A 16,292-nucleotide genomic window follows, 5' to 3' on the forward strand; every position below is an offset into this window, starting at 1 on the left:
GACCCCCGCGGGTTTAACGCATTAACGCACTGGGGGTCAGACCCCAATAGAGAAGGAAGGTTTTCAACATCATGACACCGGAAATGGTATTTGAAGTAGCGAAGCAGAGCGTGTTTGTCACGATCCTGGTGGCAGCACCTATCTTGGGAATCGCGTTGATTGTCGGCCTGGTCATCAGTATTTTTCAAGCCGTAACCCAAATTCAGGAGCAAACGCTTGTGTTTGTCCCGAAAATCATTGCCGTGTTTGCTGGATTATTGTTATTTGGGCCGTGGATGCTGCGGCATCTATTAAACTTTACTCAAAACATCTTGGCCAATCTGTCGCAATATGCCGGGTAGGGGAGCAAAATGGAATGGCTCAATCAAATTCCGTCCTTTTTACTTATCTTTGTGCGTATCAGCTGTTTTTTTATCACTGTTCCAGTCTTCATGATGAGGACGATTCCTGCACCGTTTAAAATCGGCCTGTCCTTTTTTCTCGCCGTTCTCGTAGCAGTCGCTATTGCCCCGGCCTCGGTTCCGGCCTTCTCAGGTAACTTTATTGTGTTGCTAATCAAGGAAGGTATGATCGGCTTAGGCTTGGGATTCATCGCTTCTGTTCTATTTTATGCCGTTCAATTGGCGGGAACGTTCATCGATCTCCAGGCAGGTTTTGCGATGGGTGCCGTTTACGACCCACAATCGGGTACAAATGTGAATTTAACAGGGCGATTTAAAAATGTATTGGCGACCTTGTTTCTTCTAGCGGTGGATGGGCATCATTTGTTGCTTCAGGGAGTTCTCTACAGCTATCAATGGATTCCCGTCGACTCGCTAGTTCCGGCCTTGCTGGACGGGAGAATCTCCACACTTATGCTGGAAACATTTAAGAACTCCTTTGTGATTGCCTTCTTAATGGCGGCCCCGATCGTTTTTACGTTATTTTTGGTTGATTTAGTGCTGGGCATCATCGGGAAAACGTCACCGCAAATCAACCTGATGGTTGTCGGATTTTCCGTGAAAATCGGTGTCCATTTTATTGTTTTGCTGTTGGCACTTCCGAGTTTCTTCCTATTATTAAATACCTTGGTTTCACAAATGAGCGAATCACTCAGCCAAATGATTCGGATTATGGGGGCGTCTTGATGAGTGGAGAAAAAACAGAAAAAGCCACCCCCCAGAAACGGAAGGAAGCCAGGAACAAGGGCCAGGTTGCCAAAAGTATAGAATTTTCTTCTTCACTCATGTTGCTGGCGTTTTTTTCGTTTCTCCTTGCTTATGGAAAAACGCTTGGCGCCAATTTGTTGCTATTGTTTCATGACCTTTTTTCTTCCTATTTAACGGTCAGCTTATCACCTGAAAATATCCAGCAGCTATTCACTGACTTGAGTCTGCTTTCGCTAAAAACAGTGTTGCCGGTTTTATTGGTGTCATTTATAGCGGCGTTATTTTCGAATTATATTCAAATCGGTTTCTTGTTTACAGCCGAAAACTTTAAATTTGACCTGAAAAAATTGAACCCAATCGAAGGGGCAAAGCGGATTTTTTCGATGCGTTCTGTTGTGGAGCTGTTGAAAAACATCATCAAAATCACAGTGATGGCGCTGGTTTCCTATTTTCTTTTAAAAAAGGAAATCATGGCAATCCTGCATTTCCCTCAAATGAAGGTGGCACAGGTTGTCGGATACCTTTTTAACTTAATTGTGAAACTTGGGATCGTAACTTCGATTGTATATGTGGTCATTGGAATTGCCGATTTTATTTTTCAAAAATATGACCATGAAAAGAAGCTGAGAATGTCGATTCAGGATATCAAGGATGAGCACAAAAAGAGCGAAGGGGACCCGCTCGTGAAAGGGAAAATTCGTGAGCTGCAGCGGCAAATGTCTATGAACGGGATGATTCAGGACGTGCCAAAGGCTGATGTGGTCATCACAAACCCAACCCACTACGCCATCGCCATTTCCTATGATGCAAATGCCGGGAAAGCGCCGGTTGTTATCGCTAAGGGTGTTGACTTCATGGCGCAGAAGATTAAAGAAATTGCCAAAGAAAACGGCGTCATCATTTCAGAAAACAAACCGTTGGCCCGTGCTCTCTATTCATCCGTAGAAGTCGGGCAGGAAATCCCAGAGGATTTATTTAAAGCGGTTGCCGAAATTCTCGCCTATGTGTATCGGTTGAAGGGCAGGTTTTAGGGGAAGGCCACGCTGGTTTATCGTATTAACACAACGGGGTTCTGACCCCGAGAAAGAAGGTGAACAGATGAAATTTAAAGATATTTCCGTATTACTCGGCGTGCTGCTGATTGTTGTGATGATGGTTATCCCCTTGCCTACGATTTTATTAGATATTCTGTTGATTATAAATATCTCGCTGTCGATTACCATTCTATTAGTGGGAATGAATACGAAGGAACCTTTAGATTTCTCTATTTTTCCTTCGCTGCTGTTATTAACGACGCTGTTTCGGCTGGCGTTGAATGTATCGACAACGCGTTCGATTCTTTCGCATGGGGATGCTGGAACGGTGGTTGCAACGTTTGGAGAATTTGTCATCGGCGGGAATCCCGTCATTGGCTTTATCATCTTTTTAATCTTAGTCATTATTCAATTTTTGGTCATTACGAAAGGATCAGAACGTGTCGCTGAAGTAGCAGCTCGTTTCACCCTGGATGCGATGCCGGGGAAGCAGATGAGCATTGATGCCGATTTGAACGCCGGACTGATCAGTGAAAAAGATGCCCGTGCGCGGCGGGAAAAAGTCGGCCATGAGGCAGACTTCTACGGGGCCATGGATGGGGCCAGCAAATTTGTCAAAGGGGACGCAATTGCCGGGATCATCATCCTGTTTATTAACGTTATTGGCGGATTTATCATTGGGATGACGATGATGGGGATGGATTTTGCCCAAGCAGCGAGTACGTTCACCCTGCTTTCGGTCGGTGATGGGCTTGTCAGCCAAATTCCGGCACTGTTAATTTCAACGGCCACCGGGATCATTGTCACGCGCGCTGCATCTGACGGCAACCTTAGCGATGACTTGACCCGTCAGCTATTCAACTATCCAAAGCTGATTTATGTTGTGGCCGGTTGTATCGCGTTATTCGGCTTGGTTACCCCGATTGGCATCTTTTTAACATGGAGTATTGCCGGCTTGCTTGTGCTTGCGGCCTATAAAATGCAAAAGGCGAAGGAGAAAGAGGCTGAAGAATTAGATGAGGTCGCTGAGGTGCCGATGGAGGAGGAGAACAGTCCGGAAAATGTCCTCAATCTGCTTCATGTCGATTCGCTCGAGTTCGAATTTGGCTTAGGGCTGATTCCGTTAGCGGATGTATCCCAAGGCGGAGATATTTTAGACCGGGTGATTGCCATCCGCAAACAGGTTGCCTTGGAACTCGGGTTGGTCATTCCGATTATCCGGATCCGCGATAATGTCAATCTCGAATCCAATCAGTATGTCATCAAATTAAAAGGAAACGAGATTGCCAGTGGGGAGATTTTTCTCAACCACTACTTAATGCTGGCGCCAGAGGATGAGGACCACGGCATCAGTGGAATCGAAACAACCGAGCCAACATTTGGACTACCGGCGCTATGGATTAGTGAGGAAATGAGGCAGAAGGCTGAAATGTTCGGCTTTACCGTTGTTGACGCCTCTTCGGTGATTACGACCCATCTCGCGGAGACAATTAAACGCTATGCGCATGAGATTTTAGGCAGGGAAGAAACGAAGCAACTCATCGATAAGGCGAAGGAGCATTACCCTTCATTGGTGGAGGAATTGGTGCCACAGCTGTTATCAATCGGACAAATTCAAAAGGTTTTTCAAAAACTGTTGAAGGAAAAAATTTCAATCCGAAACCTCCCGACCATCTTAGAAACACTAGCCGATTGGGCCGTTTTTACAAAAAATCCGGATTACTTGACCGAATATGCCAGACAGGGCTTATCTCGGCAAATTACCGGCCAATTAGCGGTCAATAAAATGATTCAAGTGATTACAGTAAGTGCCAGTGTGGAAAAGGTGATTACCGAAAGTATCCAGGAAACCGAGCAAGGCATTTATTTATCACTCGATCCGCAAACGATTCAGCAGCTCGTTTCTTCCTTAAATGACATGATCCAACAGGTGGTGCGCGCGGGAATTCAGCCGGTTATCATGACGTCACCGACTATTCGGATGTACCTTAAGCAAATAGTCGAGCGCATCAATGCCGATATTCCGGTGATTTCATTCAACGAGCTCGAATCCGATGTCGAGGTGCAAAATATTGGCGTTGTCCAATTTCAACAGGTTGAGGTGGTTGCCTAAATGAAAATTAAACGATATATCGTCGATTCACTGCCGCAGGCCGTCCAGCAGATTCGCCTGGAGCTAGGAGAAAACGCAGTGATCTTGAATACAAAAGAGATTAAAATAGGCGGATTTTTTGGCTTTTTCCAGCGGAAGCAATTAGAAGTGATTGCCGCTTCTGAGGTGTCGGAAAAAAAGGCCCTGGAAAAAGAAGAACCAACGGAAACGGAAGTGCTAAAGCGGCTTTCCAATATGGAGAAGCTGTTGGAGAATTTTTCAAAAGACAGCAGCGATGCTCCAGCTCAGGGAAAGCTCGCGAAATGGCTTCAACGGTTAAAGGACCAAGAGGTTGACCTGGAAGTGATCCGATTTATTGAGAAAAAAGTGCTCACGCAAATGCCTGCGGTGGAGGATTTTTCCGAACAAGAGGTTCGGGATATCGTTCTCCTGACAATCACGAAGCTATTTCAGGATGGCATCGCTGCCGATGGACTCGACCCAAATGTGAATATGATCACGCTGCTTGGCCCTACTGGAGTCGGAAAAACAACAACGATTGCCAAGCTTGCTTCCCGGCAGGTGCTCTATCAGCGCAAGAAGGTCGGCTTCTTAACCGCCGATACTTTCCGGATTGCTGCGGTGGAGCAGCTAAAGACGTATGCCAACATTTTGAATATCCCGATTGAGGTGGTCGAAAGCCCGGATCAGGTGGCGCTGGCCATAAGCCGTCTGCACAACTGCCAGCTGATTTTTATGGACTCGGCAGGTCGGAATTATCTTGAAGAGGTATATGTCGAGGACATGAATAAGCTGTTATCCCAGCCTGTTCAGCAGGAAAATCACCTAGTGCTCAGTATGACCTCGAGGTGGAAGGACATGAAGCAAATTATTGAAAAGATGAAATCGGTTCAAATTGATAAAGTGATCCTGACAAAGTGGGATGAAAGCACCTGTTATGGCGCTGCATTAAATTTAGTGTATCACTATCCCTATCCGTTATCGTTTCTATCTTTAGGACAAGGTGTTCCGGAAGACATCATGCTGGCCGAACCTGAGTATATGGCGAAAAAGATAATGGGAGTCGATGAGGATGCAGGATCAAGCACAAAGGCTGCGAGAATTGTATCAGCGTTTTAATAGTGGCAACGAGGGAAAAGCAACAACAGCTGTTTCGGATTTGAGCCAGGGAAGTAATAGCACGACCATATCAACACAAAAAAAGGAAAAATCCACAAAGGTCGTTTCGATCACAAGCGGCAAGGGCGGTGTCGGCAAATCAAATTTTGCATTAAACTTTGCCCTCAGCCTAAGTGAGTCAGGAAAGAAGGTTGTCCTGATCGACTTCGATATTGGTATGGCGAACCAAGAAGTTTTGCTGGGGATGACGCCGAAATATCATCTGATTGATCTGGTGAAGTCGCGGAAGTGTATTTGGGACGTACTGGAGACGGGCCCAAATGGCCTGGAGTTGATTTCTGGAGGGAACGGGTTTGAGGAAATCCTAGATTTAAGGGATGGCGAAACCAATTATTTGTTTGGGGAATTGGAAAAACTCCAGGGATACGCCGATATTGTTTTGTTCGATACCGGTGCAGGACTATCAAAGGAATCGCAGCGCTGCCACTTGGCCGCGGATGAAATTATCCTTGTCACCACACCGGAACCGACGGCGATTACCGATGCTTACTCGGTGATAAAAATATTGCATCACCAGAATTCAAGCTTGGATGTACGGTTAGTGGTCAACCGTGTCGCCAATTCTAAGGAAGGAATGGCGATAGCCGACCGAATGCGGACAGTAACCAAACGATTTTTAGATAAAGAGATTGATATTCTTGGATTTTTGCCGAATGATGGGCTCGTGTTTCAATCTGTCCTGGATCAAAAGCCGTTTTACTTAAACTATCCGAAGTCCCATGCCGCCAAATGGATGAAGGATTTGACGGGGATTTATTTAAATGGGAATAGCGGTCAGCGCCCAGTTGCAGCAGGCGGCATAAAAGGGTTTATCCAAAAGATGTCTCAATTCGTCAGAATCTAGGGGAGGGAAAGGAATGTTGAATCTGCAGCTTGAAGAAGAGTTATTTGACCGTTATCTGCCATTAGTTCACAAAATCGTTAAGCATACAAAGAGAAGCCTTCCTCTCCATGTCGAGGAGGATGAACTGCTTTCGTTTGGGATGATGGGTTTATTGGACGCCTTCCGAAAATACGATAAGCGTGAAAATGTAAAGTTTGAAACCTATGCGACCCAACGGATTCGCGGTGAAATATATGACGGGCTTCGCCGCAACGATCCACTCTCACGAACGTTAAGGAAAAAAGAAAAGGAAGTCATGAAGGCGTTCGAATATTTAGAGCAAAAGTTTTTCAGGCAGCCTTCCCTTAAGGAAGTGAGTGATTATTTACAAATCAGTGAAAAGGAATGCAAAGACATCCTCATGAAGGCTTCCTTTGAAAAACAAACCTCGTTAGACGAGCCGGTGGATAACGGGGATGAAAACCCATTAAAGATTCATTTGCTTTCTGATGATTCTGTTGTCGAACAGTCAATATTAATAGAAGAAAAAGAGCGGAGCGAGCTTCTAGCGTCGCTCATCGACGAATTGCCGGAGAAGGAAAGAATCATTCTTTCGCTCATATATTACGAGAATTTAAGTATGAGTGAGGTCGGACAAATTCTCGGACTGCACAAATCGCGAATATCCCAGCTTCATATGAAAATCATCAAACGGTTAAAGCAAGCCTTTGAAAAAGAATATCTTGAAAAAGAATGAGAGTGCCCAAAAAACTAGGTTTGGGGCACTTTTTTTTGTGGTAATCTATGACTAAAGGACTATTCATCTGCCCGAAAACTGCCGTTACTAATATTAAATAATTACTTAGATTACCTATCTATTTCGATTCTTCACAAAAAGATTAAGGGGATTAACTAGAATGGCTTTAAAGGTGTTTGAACATGTAGAATATGCCTCGAATAGGGTGGAAGAACATGATCAAGAGTGTGTAAGTCCTCCAAAAAAGGAAATGACCAGTCACGATCACGCAAATTCGTTCCGAATAAAGATTCCATCTCCAATAGAATCAGAGCTGACGCTGCTAAATGTAGATGCAGACTTGGAAGATATTGAGGTCATCATTGAAAATCTAGGATCTGGCGGATTAAGGTTTTTATCTAACTTGCATTTAGAGCTCAATCAGGAAATTATTTTTTCATTTGATTCAGAGTTCTTGGGAGAAAAAATCCATATTCCCGGTCTGATCATCTGGACGGAAGTGATATCTGATGGATTGTATCAGTATGGCGCCCATTTTGAAACTCCAGAACAAACCCGGTCGTTTTTAAACAAACTGCTTGGTTATGAAGAGAGCCCCTAATCCTTGGACTAGGGGCTCAAAATATCTCAATAGATTAATAATGGTTTTACTTATACTCTGCGTATTTTTAGGAATAACATTCCCCCGCCAGCTGCCACCAACAGCAGTCCGAATAGAAGAAGATTAAACATATTTGTTGAAGTGTTTGGAAGTTTATTGCTTTGTGCAGGTACACTTCGGGTATTTTGGCTGCCGTTTGAACCTAATGCAGTGCCGGCATCCTTAGCAGGTGTTCCCGAATCTTTGGCAGGTGTTTGGTCACCTGGAGTACCCGGGTTTTGCGGTTGGTCCGCACTAGCAAATACTAGTTGATAAGTTTCATAGCCATCTGCTTCTTGATTAAGAGCCTTAATATTGGTCACTTCATTAAGATACTGTTTCCCGCCGTTAGAAGCAGTAAAGGTAACGGTAACTTTTTCGTTCAGCGGCGCAATCGACCAAGGTAACTAGATAAAGGATGACAGACAGTTTTCCGGCTTCTTTAGGAGGCGCTGGGAACTGTTTTTTTGATTTTTAATTACTTGCAGAGGTGTTATAATGGTAATGAATGACAGAAAAAAGAAGGCATTAAAAAAATTTGCCGCCCTGTTCCTTACAGGAAGTTTATTGTTTATGGAACTGACCCATCCTATTATATTATCTCCACTAAGGCTCTCGAATTAAATCGTGGGCAGGCATTCGAAAAAAATAGTTTTCGAGATTCTAAGAAAGTGAAGTTCCTTGCGGGGCGTTCGTGCCCATCAGGACGCACAAACGCCCCAGCTATCACATTCCCTATTTTACTATTCTATCTTAGGTGATCAGATAAGATTATAGCAGGTATGACTGCAGGAAGAGGAAAGTAGAAATGGTTAAAAAAATAATTACAACGGCCATATCAGCTGTTGCTCTGGCAGCTGCCATTCAGGCAGTCCCTGCATGGGCGGAGCCTGATCCAACCAATCCACCCAATGAGACTCAGGAGCAAGCTCCGCCTGCAGCAGCTGACCCGACCGCGCCTGAACAAAACACTGAGGCTCAAGGTCAAATTGTACCTCCATCAGTTGTCCCAGTTGTCCCAGTTGTCCCAGTTGTCCCAATTGAAATTATCGAGATACAAAAACAAATAGAGGAGTTTGAAACAAAGATCCAGCAGCTGGACAACGCCATCGTACTGTCAATGGAAAAATCGAATAAATTAAACGAACAAATTGACGCCCAGCAGAGGCGAATTGACGAGCTAAAGATTCAAATTGAACAGGCCAAACAGGATTTGGAAAACCGGAAAAAAAGGTATTCCGAGCGGTTAAAAAGTATTCAGGCACAGGGCAAGGTTCCCATTGCCTCTTACGCGGAAATTCTGCTCTCGTCCAAAAACTTCTCCCAGTTTCTCACCCGCTTTACGGCCATTTCAACGATTATTCAAAATGACAATGACATGCTGAAAAGCCTGCATGAAAAACAAGGGGCGTTAGCAGAAGCAGAGGTAAAATTACATACAGAATTAACTAGCTTGAACCACACTAAAGAAGAATTGACCTCGGAACAACGCAAGATTGAAGCAGATAAACAAGATATTGCCACCGCCTTAGCGGCCGCCCAAACCCACCTGCAAAACCTGGGGCAGGAATTTGCGGCACAGCTGGCAGAGTACCAAACCCAATTAGCCCAGCAGGTGATCGGCAAAATTGGTTTAGACCAAAAGCTATTGTCTTCGTTAACTGATCAGCCGAACTCTGAAGCGGTCAACCAGATTATCACCTATGCCATCAAGTTTTTAGGTGTTCCTTACGTTTGGGGGGGGACCACACCAGAGGGATTTGATTGTTCAGGATTTACTTCCTATGTTTATCGTTCTATTGGCATTCAACTTCCAAGAGTTTCGCGGGACCAGCAAAATTTCGGGACAAAAATACCTCTAAGCCAAATTGAAGCGGGAGACTTAGTGTTTAAAGGAAGCCCTGCCTACCATGTCGGCATTTATTTAGGCAGTGGACTATATATTCACGCTCCGCAAACGGGCGATGTTGTTAAAATTGCTCCATTCTATTCGGAAAAATTTACAGATGCGGTGAGGGTACTGCCTTCCATAACATTTATGATATTTCCTTAATCAACTCAAACAGCCGCAGGTCGTTAACTTTAGTGATGATGTCTTTCGTGCTGTTTTTTTCGAATTTTTCCACGGAGTTCGGATGTATTTTAATTAAAGGCGCTGTTATGATTCATTGTTGATTTTTAGTGTAGATATGAGAATTTATAAGCGGAAAATTCCGGCTAATATAAATAATCGAGGCTAAAGAAGCAGAAATAAGCGGAGTATTCCGATTAACTGCTCTAAATAAGACAAAATCCAAAGAATTTTATAAAATAGACGGAAAAACTCCCCTATTTTTGGGGAAATATGGTTATTTTCCAATTTAAACGGAATTTTCCGTTTATCTTTCAAAAATCAACATTCAGTTCAGCTATAACAGTGCCTAATTAAAAAAGCGAACAGTGGCACTGTTCGCTTTTTAATAATCCGCACGGACGGCGAAGTTTCTCGCTTCCACAAACCGCGCCATCCGCTTCAGCGCCTCCTGCAGCTGTTGCATCGAGGTCGCGTAGCTGCAGCGGACGTAACCTTCGCCGCTTTCCCCGAATACACTTCCTGGTACGACGGCAACTTTTTCCTGCATCAGCAGTTCCTCAGCGAATTGTTCTGAGGTGAGCCCGGTCGATTTGATAGACGGGAACACGTAGAATGCCCCGCCCGGCATGTGACAATCCAGGCCGATTTGGTTCAGCGTCTGGACGACATAGTTGCGGCGGCGGCGGTAGCTCGCCCGCATCGCTTCAACTTCATGATAGCCGTTGCGGAGTGCTTCAAGGGCACCGTGCTGCATCATATGTGGCGCGCACATGGTGGTATATTGAAAAATTTTCAGCATCACTTCGACAAATTCCTTCGGCGCAGCCAGAAAGCCAAGGCGCCAGCCGGTCATCGCAAAACCTTTGGAAAAACCGTTGATCAATATAGTCCGTTTATACATGCCTTCAACAGAGGCGAAGCTTGTATACGGTTCATCGGTGTAGAGCAGCTCCGCGTATATTTCATCCGACACGACGATGAGGTCGTGTTTTTCAACGATTTTTGCAATCGCCGAAAGCTCCGCTTTGTTCAATGTTGTCCCGGTTGGATTATTCGGTGAACACAAGAGAATCGCTTTTGTGCGGTTAGTAATCGCAGACTCGAGTTGCTCCGGTGTTACCTTAAAACCGTTCTCGGCAATGGTGGACACGGGCACAGGGGTTCCCCCGGCAATGGCCACTAATGGCCCGTACGACACAAACGCTGGTTCAACAATCAACACCTCGTCGCCTTGGTTTAAAATCGCGCGGAAGGCGAGGTCAATAGCCTGACTCGCACCAATGGTGACAATGATTTGATTTTTCGGATCATACTGAACGCCGAACCGTGCATCTAGGTAGTTCGTAATTTCCTGTCGCAGTTCGAAAAGCCCGGGGTTGGCGGTGTAGGACGTATAGCCTTGCTCCAACGACAGGATGGCGGCCTCACGAGTGCCCCAAGGGGTGATAAAATCCGGTTCACCGACCCCAAGGGAAATCACGCCCTCCATTTGAGCGGCAAGGTCGAAAAACCTGCGAATCCCCGACGGCTTCAGGTCTTTTGCGGTATCGGAAATATAACTGGCGTAATCGTGTTTCATAGTGTAACCACCATTCTCCGGTCTTTTTCGTCGTCGTCGTCAAAAATCACGCCGTCATGCTTGTATTTTTTCAGCATGAAATGAGTCGTCGTCGACACGACGTTTTCGATCGGCGATAATTTTTCCGAGACGAAGCTGGCAATTTGCTGCATCGTTTTGCCTTCAACGGTGATGGAAAGGTCGTAGGCGCCAGACATCAGATAGAGGGAGGAAACCTCAGGGAAGCGGGCAATCCTTCCTGCAACTTCATCAAAGCCAACACCACGCTTGGGCGTCACCTTGACATCAATCATCGCGACAACGCCTTCCTGGCCTTCGACCTTGCTCCAATCGATTAACGTTGGATAGCTAATGATGATTTTTACGTCTTCCAATTTCTTAATCGTGCGTTGTACTTCCTCTTCGCTAGTCATGGCCATCATCGCAATCGTCTCAATTGGTAGGCGGTGGTTCTCTTCAATAATTTTTAAAATCTCAAGTTCCTCACTTGTTAACTTCATAGCTACGCACCCCTTATAATGTTCGAATTTTTTCATATTGTTGATTTTACTACCGCTTCGCGTCAATGTCACCCATGGAACGAAAAAAAAGCGGATTGGGTTGACCAATCCGCTCTCTCTTTGCTTATTGAAGCTCTAATTGCGCTTTTAACTCATTTTGAATTCTTTGCTGCTCTTCCTTGGCGACCAAACCATAATAAATACCGTTGATCTTTGTGCCGGTTTCTTTGATTTCCATTTGTTGAATGTTTCCTGCGGCCGATTTGTAGTTCTTTTGAATGTCCATCATTTGCCCGAAGGTGAGGTTGGTCTTGACGTTTTTACCCAAAGCATTGAAGATATCTGAGAAATTGGCCAAGCTTGAAACGCTTGCCCCTTCATTGATTACTGCTTGAATGATCTGCCGCTGTCTTAACTGCCGGCCAAAATCACCTCTAGGGTCGTTATATCTCATTCTTGAAAAAATTAACGCCTGTTCGCCGTTAAGGGTAATTTCACCTTTGGCAAAATGGACCCCGCCGTCGATAAAATCAAGGTCATTTTGAACAGTTACCCCGCCAACAGCATCGACGATATCTTTAAATCCTTCCATATTAATCTGGACGTAATAATCGATTGGGATATCAAGGAAGTTTTCAACCGTATCCATGGCCATTGGAACGCCGCCAAACGCATAGGCATGGTTGATTTTATCGTCTTTCCCTTTGCCGACGATTTCAGTCCGGGTATCACGCGGAATGCTTAGCATTTTGACGGAATTGTTATTCGGGTTAACTGTCAGAACAATCAACGAGTCGGAACGTCCTTTGTCGCCTTCACGTTCATCGACCCCCAGTAATAAAACAGAAAAAGGATCCTTTTCGTGGAAAGCAACGGGTTCTTCGCGTTTTTCCGATTGCTTCCGTTCAATTGGCTGATGCATCGTATCAACAGCAGTTTTTAACGATTTATAGACAGAAAAAGCATAAGCTCCACCGGCAATAATTAATAATAATAGAATAATCCCCGTGACCTTCAGCCACTTGCGGTTCTTTTTGTTGCTTCTCATTTTTTGTCCTCCAATAAAATACAGACTTTCATTGAATAGAATAGCAGAAAACTGGGAAAATGGATACAGAAAATGGATGGTAATTTAGTATTGGTGAAATCGAGAGCTATTAATCGAAGGTTCTTGAGAGTTAGATTAAGGGTTTAAAAAACCTATTTTTCAGAGTATTATGGAATTATTACATAGTTTTTGAAGAATTTTTATGGAAAACAGGGGTGACTTTTATTATGAAAGCAGTAGTTCATGCAGGACAAGCCGGCCTCCATGGGGTGGAGGTCCGGGAAATCGAGGAGTTCCAGCCTGGAGCAGGTGAGGTACGGGTTAAACTAAAAACAGCAGGGCTTAACCATCGGGATTTGTTCGTGCTTGTGCGGCATAAGCCGACCGACCCGCCGCTAGTGATAGGTTCCGATGGCGCTGGTATCGTCGATGCCGTTGGAGCAGGTGTTACGGGTATTGGGATTGGTGATGAGGTGCTGGTGAATCCGAGCCTTGGCTGGGGAGAAAAATCGGATGCGCCGCCGCAGGGGTTTGAAATCTTAGGTTTGCCGTTCCACGGGACGTTTGCAGAGCATGTCGTCGTGCCCGCGGAAAATGTGGCACCGAAGCCTGCGTATTTGACGTGGGAAGAGGCCGGGGTGTTGTCGTTGGCAGCGCTGACCGCCTATCGGGCCTTGTTTACGCAGGGGCAGGTACGCGAAGGGATGAAAGTGCTGATCCCGGGAATCGGCAGCGGTGTAGCGACGCTGCTATTGCAGTTCGCCAAAGCGGCCGGTGCAACTGTTTATGTGACATCCCGTTCTGCAGAAAAGTGTCAAAAGGCGCTTCAACTAGGGGCTGACCGGGCGTTTGACAGTAATGAAGACTGGGAAGTGGCGCTTGACGGCGAGAAGATGGACCTTGTGATTGAGTGTGTAGGGGCGGCAACGTTTAACAAGTCGCTGAAGCAGCTGCGCCCGGGCGGCACGATGGTGACGTTCGGCGCCTCGGCGGGCGATGTGGTCGAATTCAACCTGCGTGACTTTTTCTATGGCCAATACCGCCTGTTTGGCTCGACACTGGGCAGCGGCGAGGAATACCGCGAGATGCTGGAATTTGTTGAGAAGCATCAAATCAGGCCGGTAGTAGACCGGATGTATTCATTAGAGGAGTTTGGCGAGGCATTCAAACGGATGGAAAACGCCGAGCAGCTCGGAAAAATAGGGTTTTACATTGGCTAAATAACGAAAGCCGTCATTCATTGTGAGTGGCGGCTTTGCTGTGTTTGATATATATATATATTCTATACGACTTTCCCATAGCCCCGACTTCACCTACAAACACAAAATATGTACCAAGCCCGCCCCCCCGTCCGGGCGTGACACCACTCAGAAAAAATTTCGGTGCCAGGCATAAAAATTTGGCATTTGTCCGTGTGAGGTGGACAAATTGGGAGATTTGTCTTTTTGTGGTGCCTGACACCATTTCCCTATTAATGGGAATTGGAGGGCGGAAGGGGAAATTTACCGTACCGAACTGGTTATCGGGTCGCTTCCCCGCGGATTGTCTCGAGTGTTTGGATCGAGAATTGGACCATTCTTTTGTAGAGGTCTAGAATGGATTGGCCGTAGGTTGTGCCGGGGACTGCCCATTTTCCGTTTAGTCCAGTCCAAGTAGGCGCTGAGCCTCGTGCAACCAGATGGAATCGAGGGTCGACGACCGGGTATTGGTTTGGTAGCGGGCTTGTTGTGGCATATGCGTATAAATGCTGCATGTGGGCAAGAACGCCTTCTTCTGGTGTTTGGAAGCTTGCTCCAGGATTATCAGGCCCGGTGGCACCGATGCCAGCAAAATTATCCTGTCCCGGTTTGACGACTGCGGTAAAACGGAAAAAGTTTGTTTCATGGATGGCCTGGGCAAAGGCAATATCACCCCTGATTCCGTAGTATTCGCCGTAGGTTAAATAATAGTTAGCGAGTTTTGGTGCATCAGGGTTAACGGTTCTAACAAAACGGTCCATTAATTCCGGTGACAGAAGGGTTGGTCCGAAAATGGAATTGACTGGTGGATTCTGCTGTACGGGGATGCTTCCTGATGCTACACCGCGGTTAGTGACGGCATCGCCATTCGATCCTACCGTAGACCCTACCGTTGGTCCATTCCCGCCGCTAGTGCCAGTGCTAGTGCCAGTGCCGGTGCCGGCATTTGGAGAACTTCCGCTCGAGCCGCTGTTTGTACCGGTCCCTGCTACCGGTGCAGAACTTCCGCCTCCTCCACTGCTTCCACTGCTAGCGGCACCGCCTCCTACACTGCTGCCACTATTTTCTACAATAATAAACGCATCTGTAAAGCCCGCAATCTCCATGATCTTGAGGCGCTGTTCGGCGTTTTCCCTGTCTGTAAAAGCCCCCACCTGGACACGGTACCAAGTTGCACCGGAAATGGTAGTTGTCACTACAAAGGCATCATGCCCTAATGAACGAAGCCGCGCGACACGCTCGTCTGCATTTTCCCTGGAGTGGAATGAACCTACCATCACTCTGTATAGGGTACCGGAAACCGTATTTGCAGGAGTCGGTGTAGAAGTCGGCACTGGTGCTGGAGCTGGCGCGGTTGATGGGTTAGCTTTTCGCTGCAGGTTAAAGGCGCGCGCCAATCCATTCGCATGTCCTCTAGCCACCTTTTGAAGCCATGCTTCCTGTTTCATTAATGCCGAATCATGGGCATTGCTGATAAAACCATTTTCCGACAGCATCGCAGGCATTTTAGACTCACGGAGCACATGGAAGTTGGCCTTTTTCCTGCCGCGATCTGCTAGTTCATTCACTTTGATTACCTCTTCATGAATGATCGCTTGGTATCTCGCCGCAGACGATGAATCCGAAAGTCCGTTATAAATGAAATCCTCATAACCATTAGCCGCAGGGCTTGCCGAATTGATGTGGATGGACAGGTAGTAGTCGGCGCCCCAGGCATTGGCATCGCTTGTCCTCTGGCCCAGGCTTTTGGTGGTGTCGCCGGTACGGCTCATCCTGACCTCGACATTATGGTATTCATTGATCAAAATATCACGTAGCTTTAGCGCAATACTCAACGTAACATCTTTCTCATTCAGACCATTACCTTGGGCACCAGGGTCAGTGCCGCCATGGCCTGGATCCAAATAAATCTTCATTTCATCTCCTCCATTTCTAATATACATATTATCGTATGGCTAAAACCGGTAACAGGTTCGGGCCGATTGGGCTTCGCGGTGTCAGGCGCCCTTTGTTATCATACTGACAATGCCAAGAGTGGCAAGGGTGTCAGGCACCATGGCATGTATTGCCACTGTAAAAACAGGAATTAATACCCAACAGGACCTCCTACTTTTTATTTACCTTTATAGTAGGAAAATGGACAGGGTGCTGGGGAAATT

Annotated in this window: 15 protein-coding genes; 10 read left to right on the plus strand and 5 right to left on the minus strand. The window is 46.0% G+C overall.

Annotated features, from left to right (window positions below; all coding sequences use genetic code 11):
- Positions 1–71 precede the first annotated feature (71 nt).
- The 8 genes from fliQ (at position 72) to AR334_RS26210 (ending at position 7,655) form a co-directional block, all read left to right on the plus strand.
- Positions 72–341, plus strand: coding sequence for a flagellar biosynthesis protein FliQ (gene fliQ, locus AR334_RS26175; RefSeq protein ID WP_066321090.1), 270 nt, complete (start codon positions 72–74; stop codon positions 339–341).
- Between the two features lie 9 nt (positions 342–350).
- The gene (gene fliR / locus AR334_RS26180; RefSeq protein WP_066321091.1) at positions 351–1,127 is read left to right on the plus strand and encodes a flagellar biosynthetic protein FliR; all 777 of its coding nucleotides are present in this window, start codon (positions 351–353) and stop codon (positions 1,125–1,127) included.
- A complete protein-coding gene (flhB, locus tag AR334_RS26185) occupies positions 1,127–2,179 on the plus strand; it encodes a flagellar biosynthesis protein FlhB (protein WP_066321093.1) in 1,053 nt (350 codons plus the stop codon). Before fliR ends, flhB begins: the two co-directional genes overlap by 1 nt.
- Positions 2,180–2,246: 67 nt before the next feature.
- Positions 2,247–4,295 (plus strand): flagellar biosynthesis protein FlhA, encoded by a 2,049-nt coding sequence (gene flhA / locus AR334_RS26190; protein WP_066321094.1) that lies wholly within the window; start codon positions 2,247–2,249, stop codon positions 4,293–4,295.
- Positions 4,296–5,414 carry a hypothetical protein gene (locus AR334_RS26195; RefSeq protein WP_066321095.1) on the plus strand — a complete coding sequence of 373 codons (1,119 nt, stop codon included), beginning with the start codon at positions 4,296–4,298 and terminating at the stop codon, positions 5,412–5,414.
- Positions 5,368–6,318, plus strand: coding sequence for a MinD/ParA family protein (locus tag AR334_RS26200; protein WP_082693120.1), 951 nt, complete (start codon positions 5,368–5,370; stop codon positions 6,316–6,318). The genes AR334_RS26195 and AR334_RS26200 overlap by 47 nt, the downstream gene beginning before the upstream one ends.
- A gap of 13 nt (positions 6,319–6,331) precedes the next feature.
- Entirely contained in the window at positions 6,332–7,054 is a 723-nt protein-coding gene (locus tag AR334_RS26205; protein WP_066321096.1) for a FliA/WhiG family RNA polymerase sigma factor, read from the plus strand.
- A 160-nt stretch (positions 7,055–7,214) separates the two neighbouring features.
- Positions 7,215–7,655, plus strand: coding sequence for a PilZ domain-containing protein (locus tag AR334_RS26210; protein WP_066321098.1), 441 nt, complete (start codon positions 7,215–7,217; stop codon positions 7,653–7,655).
- Between the two features lie 50 nt (positions 7,656–7,705).
- On the opposite strand, the gene AR334_RS26215 is transcribed toward AR334_RS26210, so the two are convergent.
- Positions 7,706–8,017, minus strand: coding sequence for an LPXTG cell wall anchor domain-containing protein (locus tag AR334_RS26215; protein WP_066321100.1), 312 nt, complete (start codon positions 8,015–8,017; stop codon positions 7,706–7,708).
- 485 nt (positions 8,018–8,502) lie between these two features.
- Between AR334_RS26215 and AR334_RS26220 the strand changes: the two genes are divergently transcribed.
- Positions 8,503–9,747, plus strand: coding sequence for a C40 family peptidase (locus AR334_RS26220; RefSeq protein WP_066321102.1), 1,245 nt, complete (start codon positions 8,503–8,505; stop codon positions 9,745–9,747).
- A gap of 403 nt (positions 9,748–10,150) precedes the next feature.
- On the opposite strand, the gene AR334_RS26225 is transcribed toward AR334_RS26220, so the two are convergent.
- The 3 genes from AR334_RS26225 to AR334_RS26235 form a co-directional block, all read right to left on the minus strand.
- A complete protein-coding gene (locus tag AR334_RS26225) occupies positions 10,151–11,347 on the minus strand; it encodes an aminotransferase (protein ID WP_066321104.1) in 1,197 nt (398 codons plus the stop codon).
- Positions 11,344–11,847, minus strand: coding sequence for an Lrp/AsnC family transcriptional regulator (locus tag AR334_RS26230; RefSeq protein ID WP_066321106.1), 504 nt, complete (start codon positions 11,845–11,847; stop codon positions 11,344–11,346). Before AR334_RS26230 ends, AR334_RS26225 begins: the two co-directional genes overlap by 4 nt.
- A gap of 124 nt (positions 11,848–11,971) precedes the next feature.
- Positions 11,972–12,895, minus strand: a complete 924-nt coding sequence (locus AR334_RS26235; RefSeq protein WP_066321108.1) for a LytR family transcriptional regulator — start codon at positions 12,893–12,895, stop codon at positions 11,972–11,974.
- Positions 12,896–13,122: 227 nt separating this feature from the next.
- Between AR334_RS26235 and AR334_RS26240 the strand changes: the two genes are divergently transcribed.
- Positions 13,123–14,115 carry a zinc-binding dehydrogenase gene (locus AR334_RS26240; protein ID WP_066321111.1) on the plus strand — a complete coding sequence of 331 codons (993 nt, stop codon included), beginning with the start codon at positions 13,123–13,125 and terminating at the stop codon, positions 14,113–14,115.
- Positions 14,116–14,414: 299 nt separating this feature from the next.
- Here the strand turns inward: AR334_RS26240 and AR334_RS30485 are convergent, their stop codons facing one another.
- Complete coding sequence (locus AR334_RS30485; protein ID WP_066321113.1) at positions 14,415–16,049, minus strand: N-acetylmuramoyl-L-alanine amidase; 1,635 nt, start codon at positions 16,047–16,049, stop codon at positions 14,415–14,417.
- Positions 16,050–16,292 lie beyond the last annotated feature (243 nt).

The sequence above is a fragment of the Bacillus sp. FJAT-29814 genome (assembly GCF_001510715.1).
Taxonomy (GTDB): domain Bacteria; phylum Bacillota; class Bacilli; order Bacillales; family Cytobacillaceae; genus Neobacillus.

Coding starts and splice junctions, on each gene's coding strand:
- AR334_RS26230 (WP_066321106.1), bottom strand. CDS start 11,847: ATGAAGTTAACAAGTGAGGAACTTGAGATTTTAAAAATTATTGAAGAG.
- AR334_RS30485 (WP_066321113.1), bottom strand. CDS start 16,049: ATGAAGATTTATTTGGATCCAGGCCATGGCGGCACTGACCCTGGTGCC.
- AR334_RS26195 (WP_066321095.1), top strand. CDS start 4,296: ATGAAAATTAAACGATATATCGTCGATTCACTGCCGCAGGCCGTCCAG.
- fliQ (WP_066321090.1), top strand. CDS start 72: ATGACACCGGAAATGGTATTTGAAGTAGCGAAGCAGAGCGTGTTTGTC.
- AR334_RS26205 (WP_066321096.1), top strand. CDS start 6,332: ATGTTGAATCTGCAGCTTGAAGAAGAGTTATTTGACCGTTATCTGCCA.
- flhB (WP_066321093.1), top strand. CDS start 1,127: ATGAGTGGAGAAAAAACAGAAAAAGCCACCCCCCAGAAACGGAAGGAA.
- AR334_RS26200 (WP_082693120.1), top strand. CDS start 5,368: ATGCAGGATCAAGCACAAAGGCTGCGAGAATTGTATCAGCGTTTTAAT.
- AR334_RS26210 (WP_066321098.1), top strand. CDS start 7,215: ATGGCTTTAAAGGTGTTTGAACATGTAGAATATGCCTCGAATAGGGTG.
- AR334_RS26240 (WP_066321111.1), top strand. CDS start 13,123: ATGAAAGCAGTAGTTCATGCAGGACAAGCCGGCCTCCATGGGGTGGAG.
- flhA (WP_066321094.1), top strand. CDS start 2,247: ATGAAATTTAAAGATATTTCCGTATTACTCGGCGTGCTGCTGATTGTT.
- AR334_RS26235 (WP_066321108.1), bottom strand. CDS start 12,895: ATGAGAAGCAACAAAAAGAACCGCAAGTGGCTGAAGGTCACGGGGATT.
- AR334_RS26220 (WP_066321102.1), top strand. CDS start 8,503: ATGGTTAAAAAAATAATTACAACGGCCATATCAGCTGTTGCTCTGGCA.
- fliR (WP_066321091.1), top strand. CDS start 351: ATGGAATGGCTCAATCAAATTCCGTCCTTTTTACTTATCTTTGTGCGT.
- AR334_RS26225 (WP_066321104.1), bottom strand. CDS start 11,347: ATGAAACACGATTACGCCAGTTATATTTCCGATACCGCAAAAGACCTG.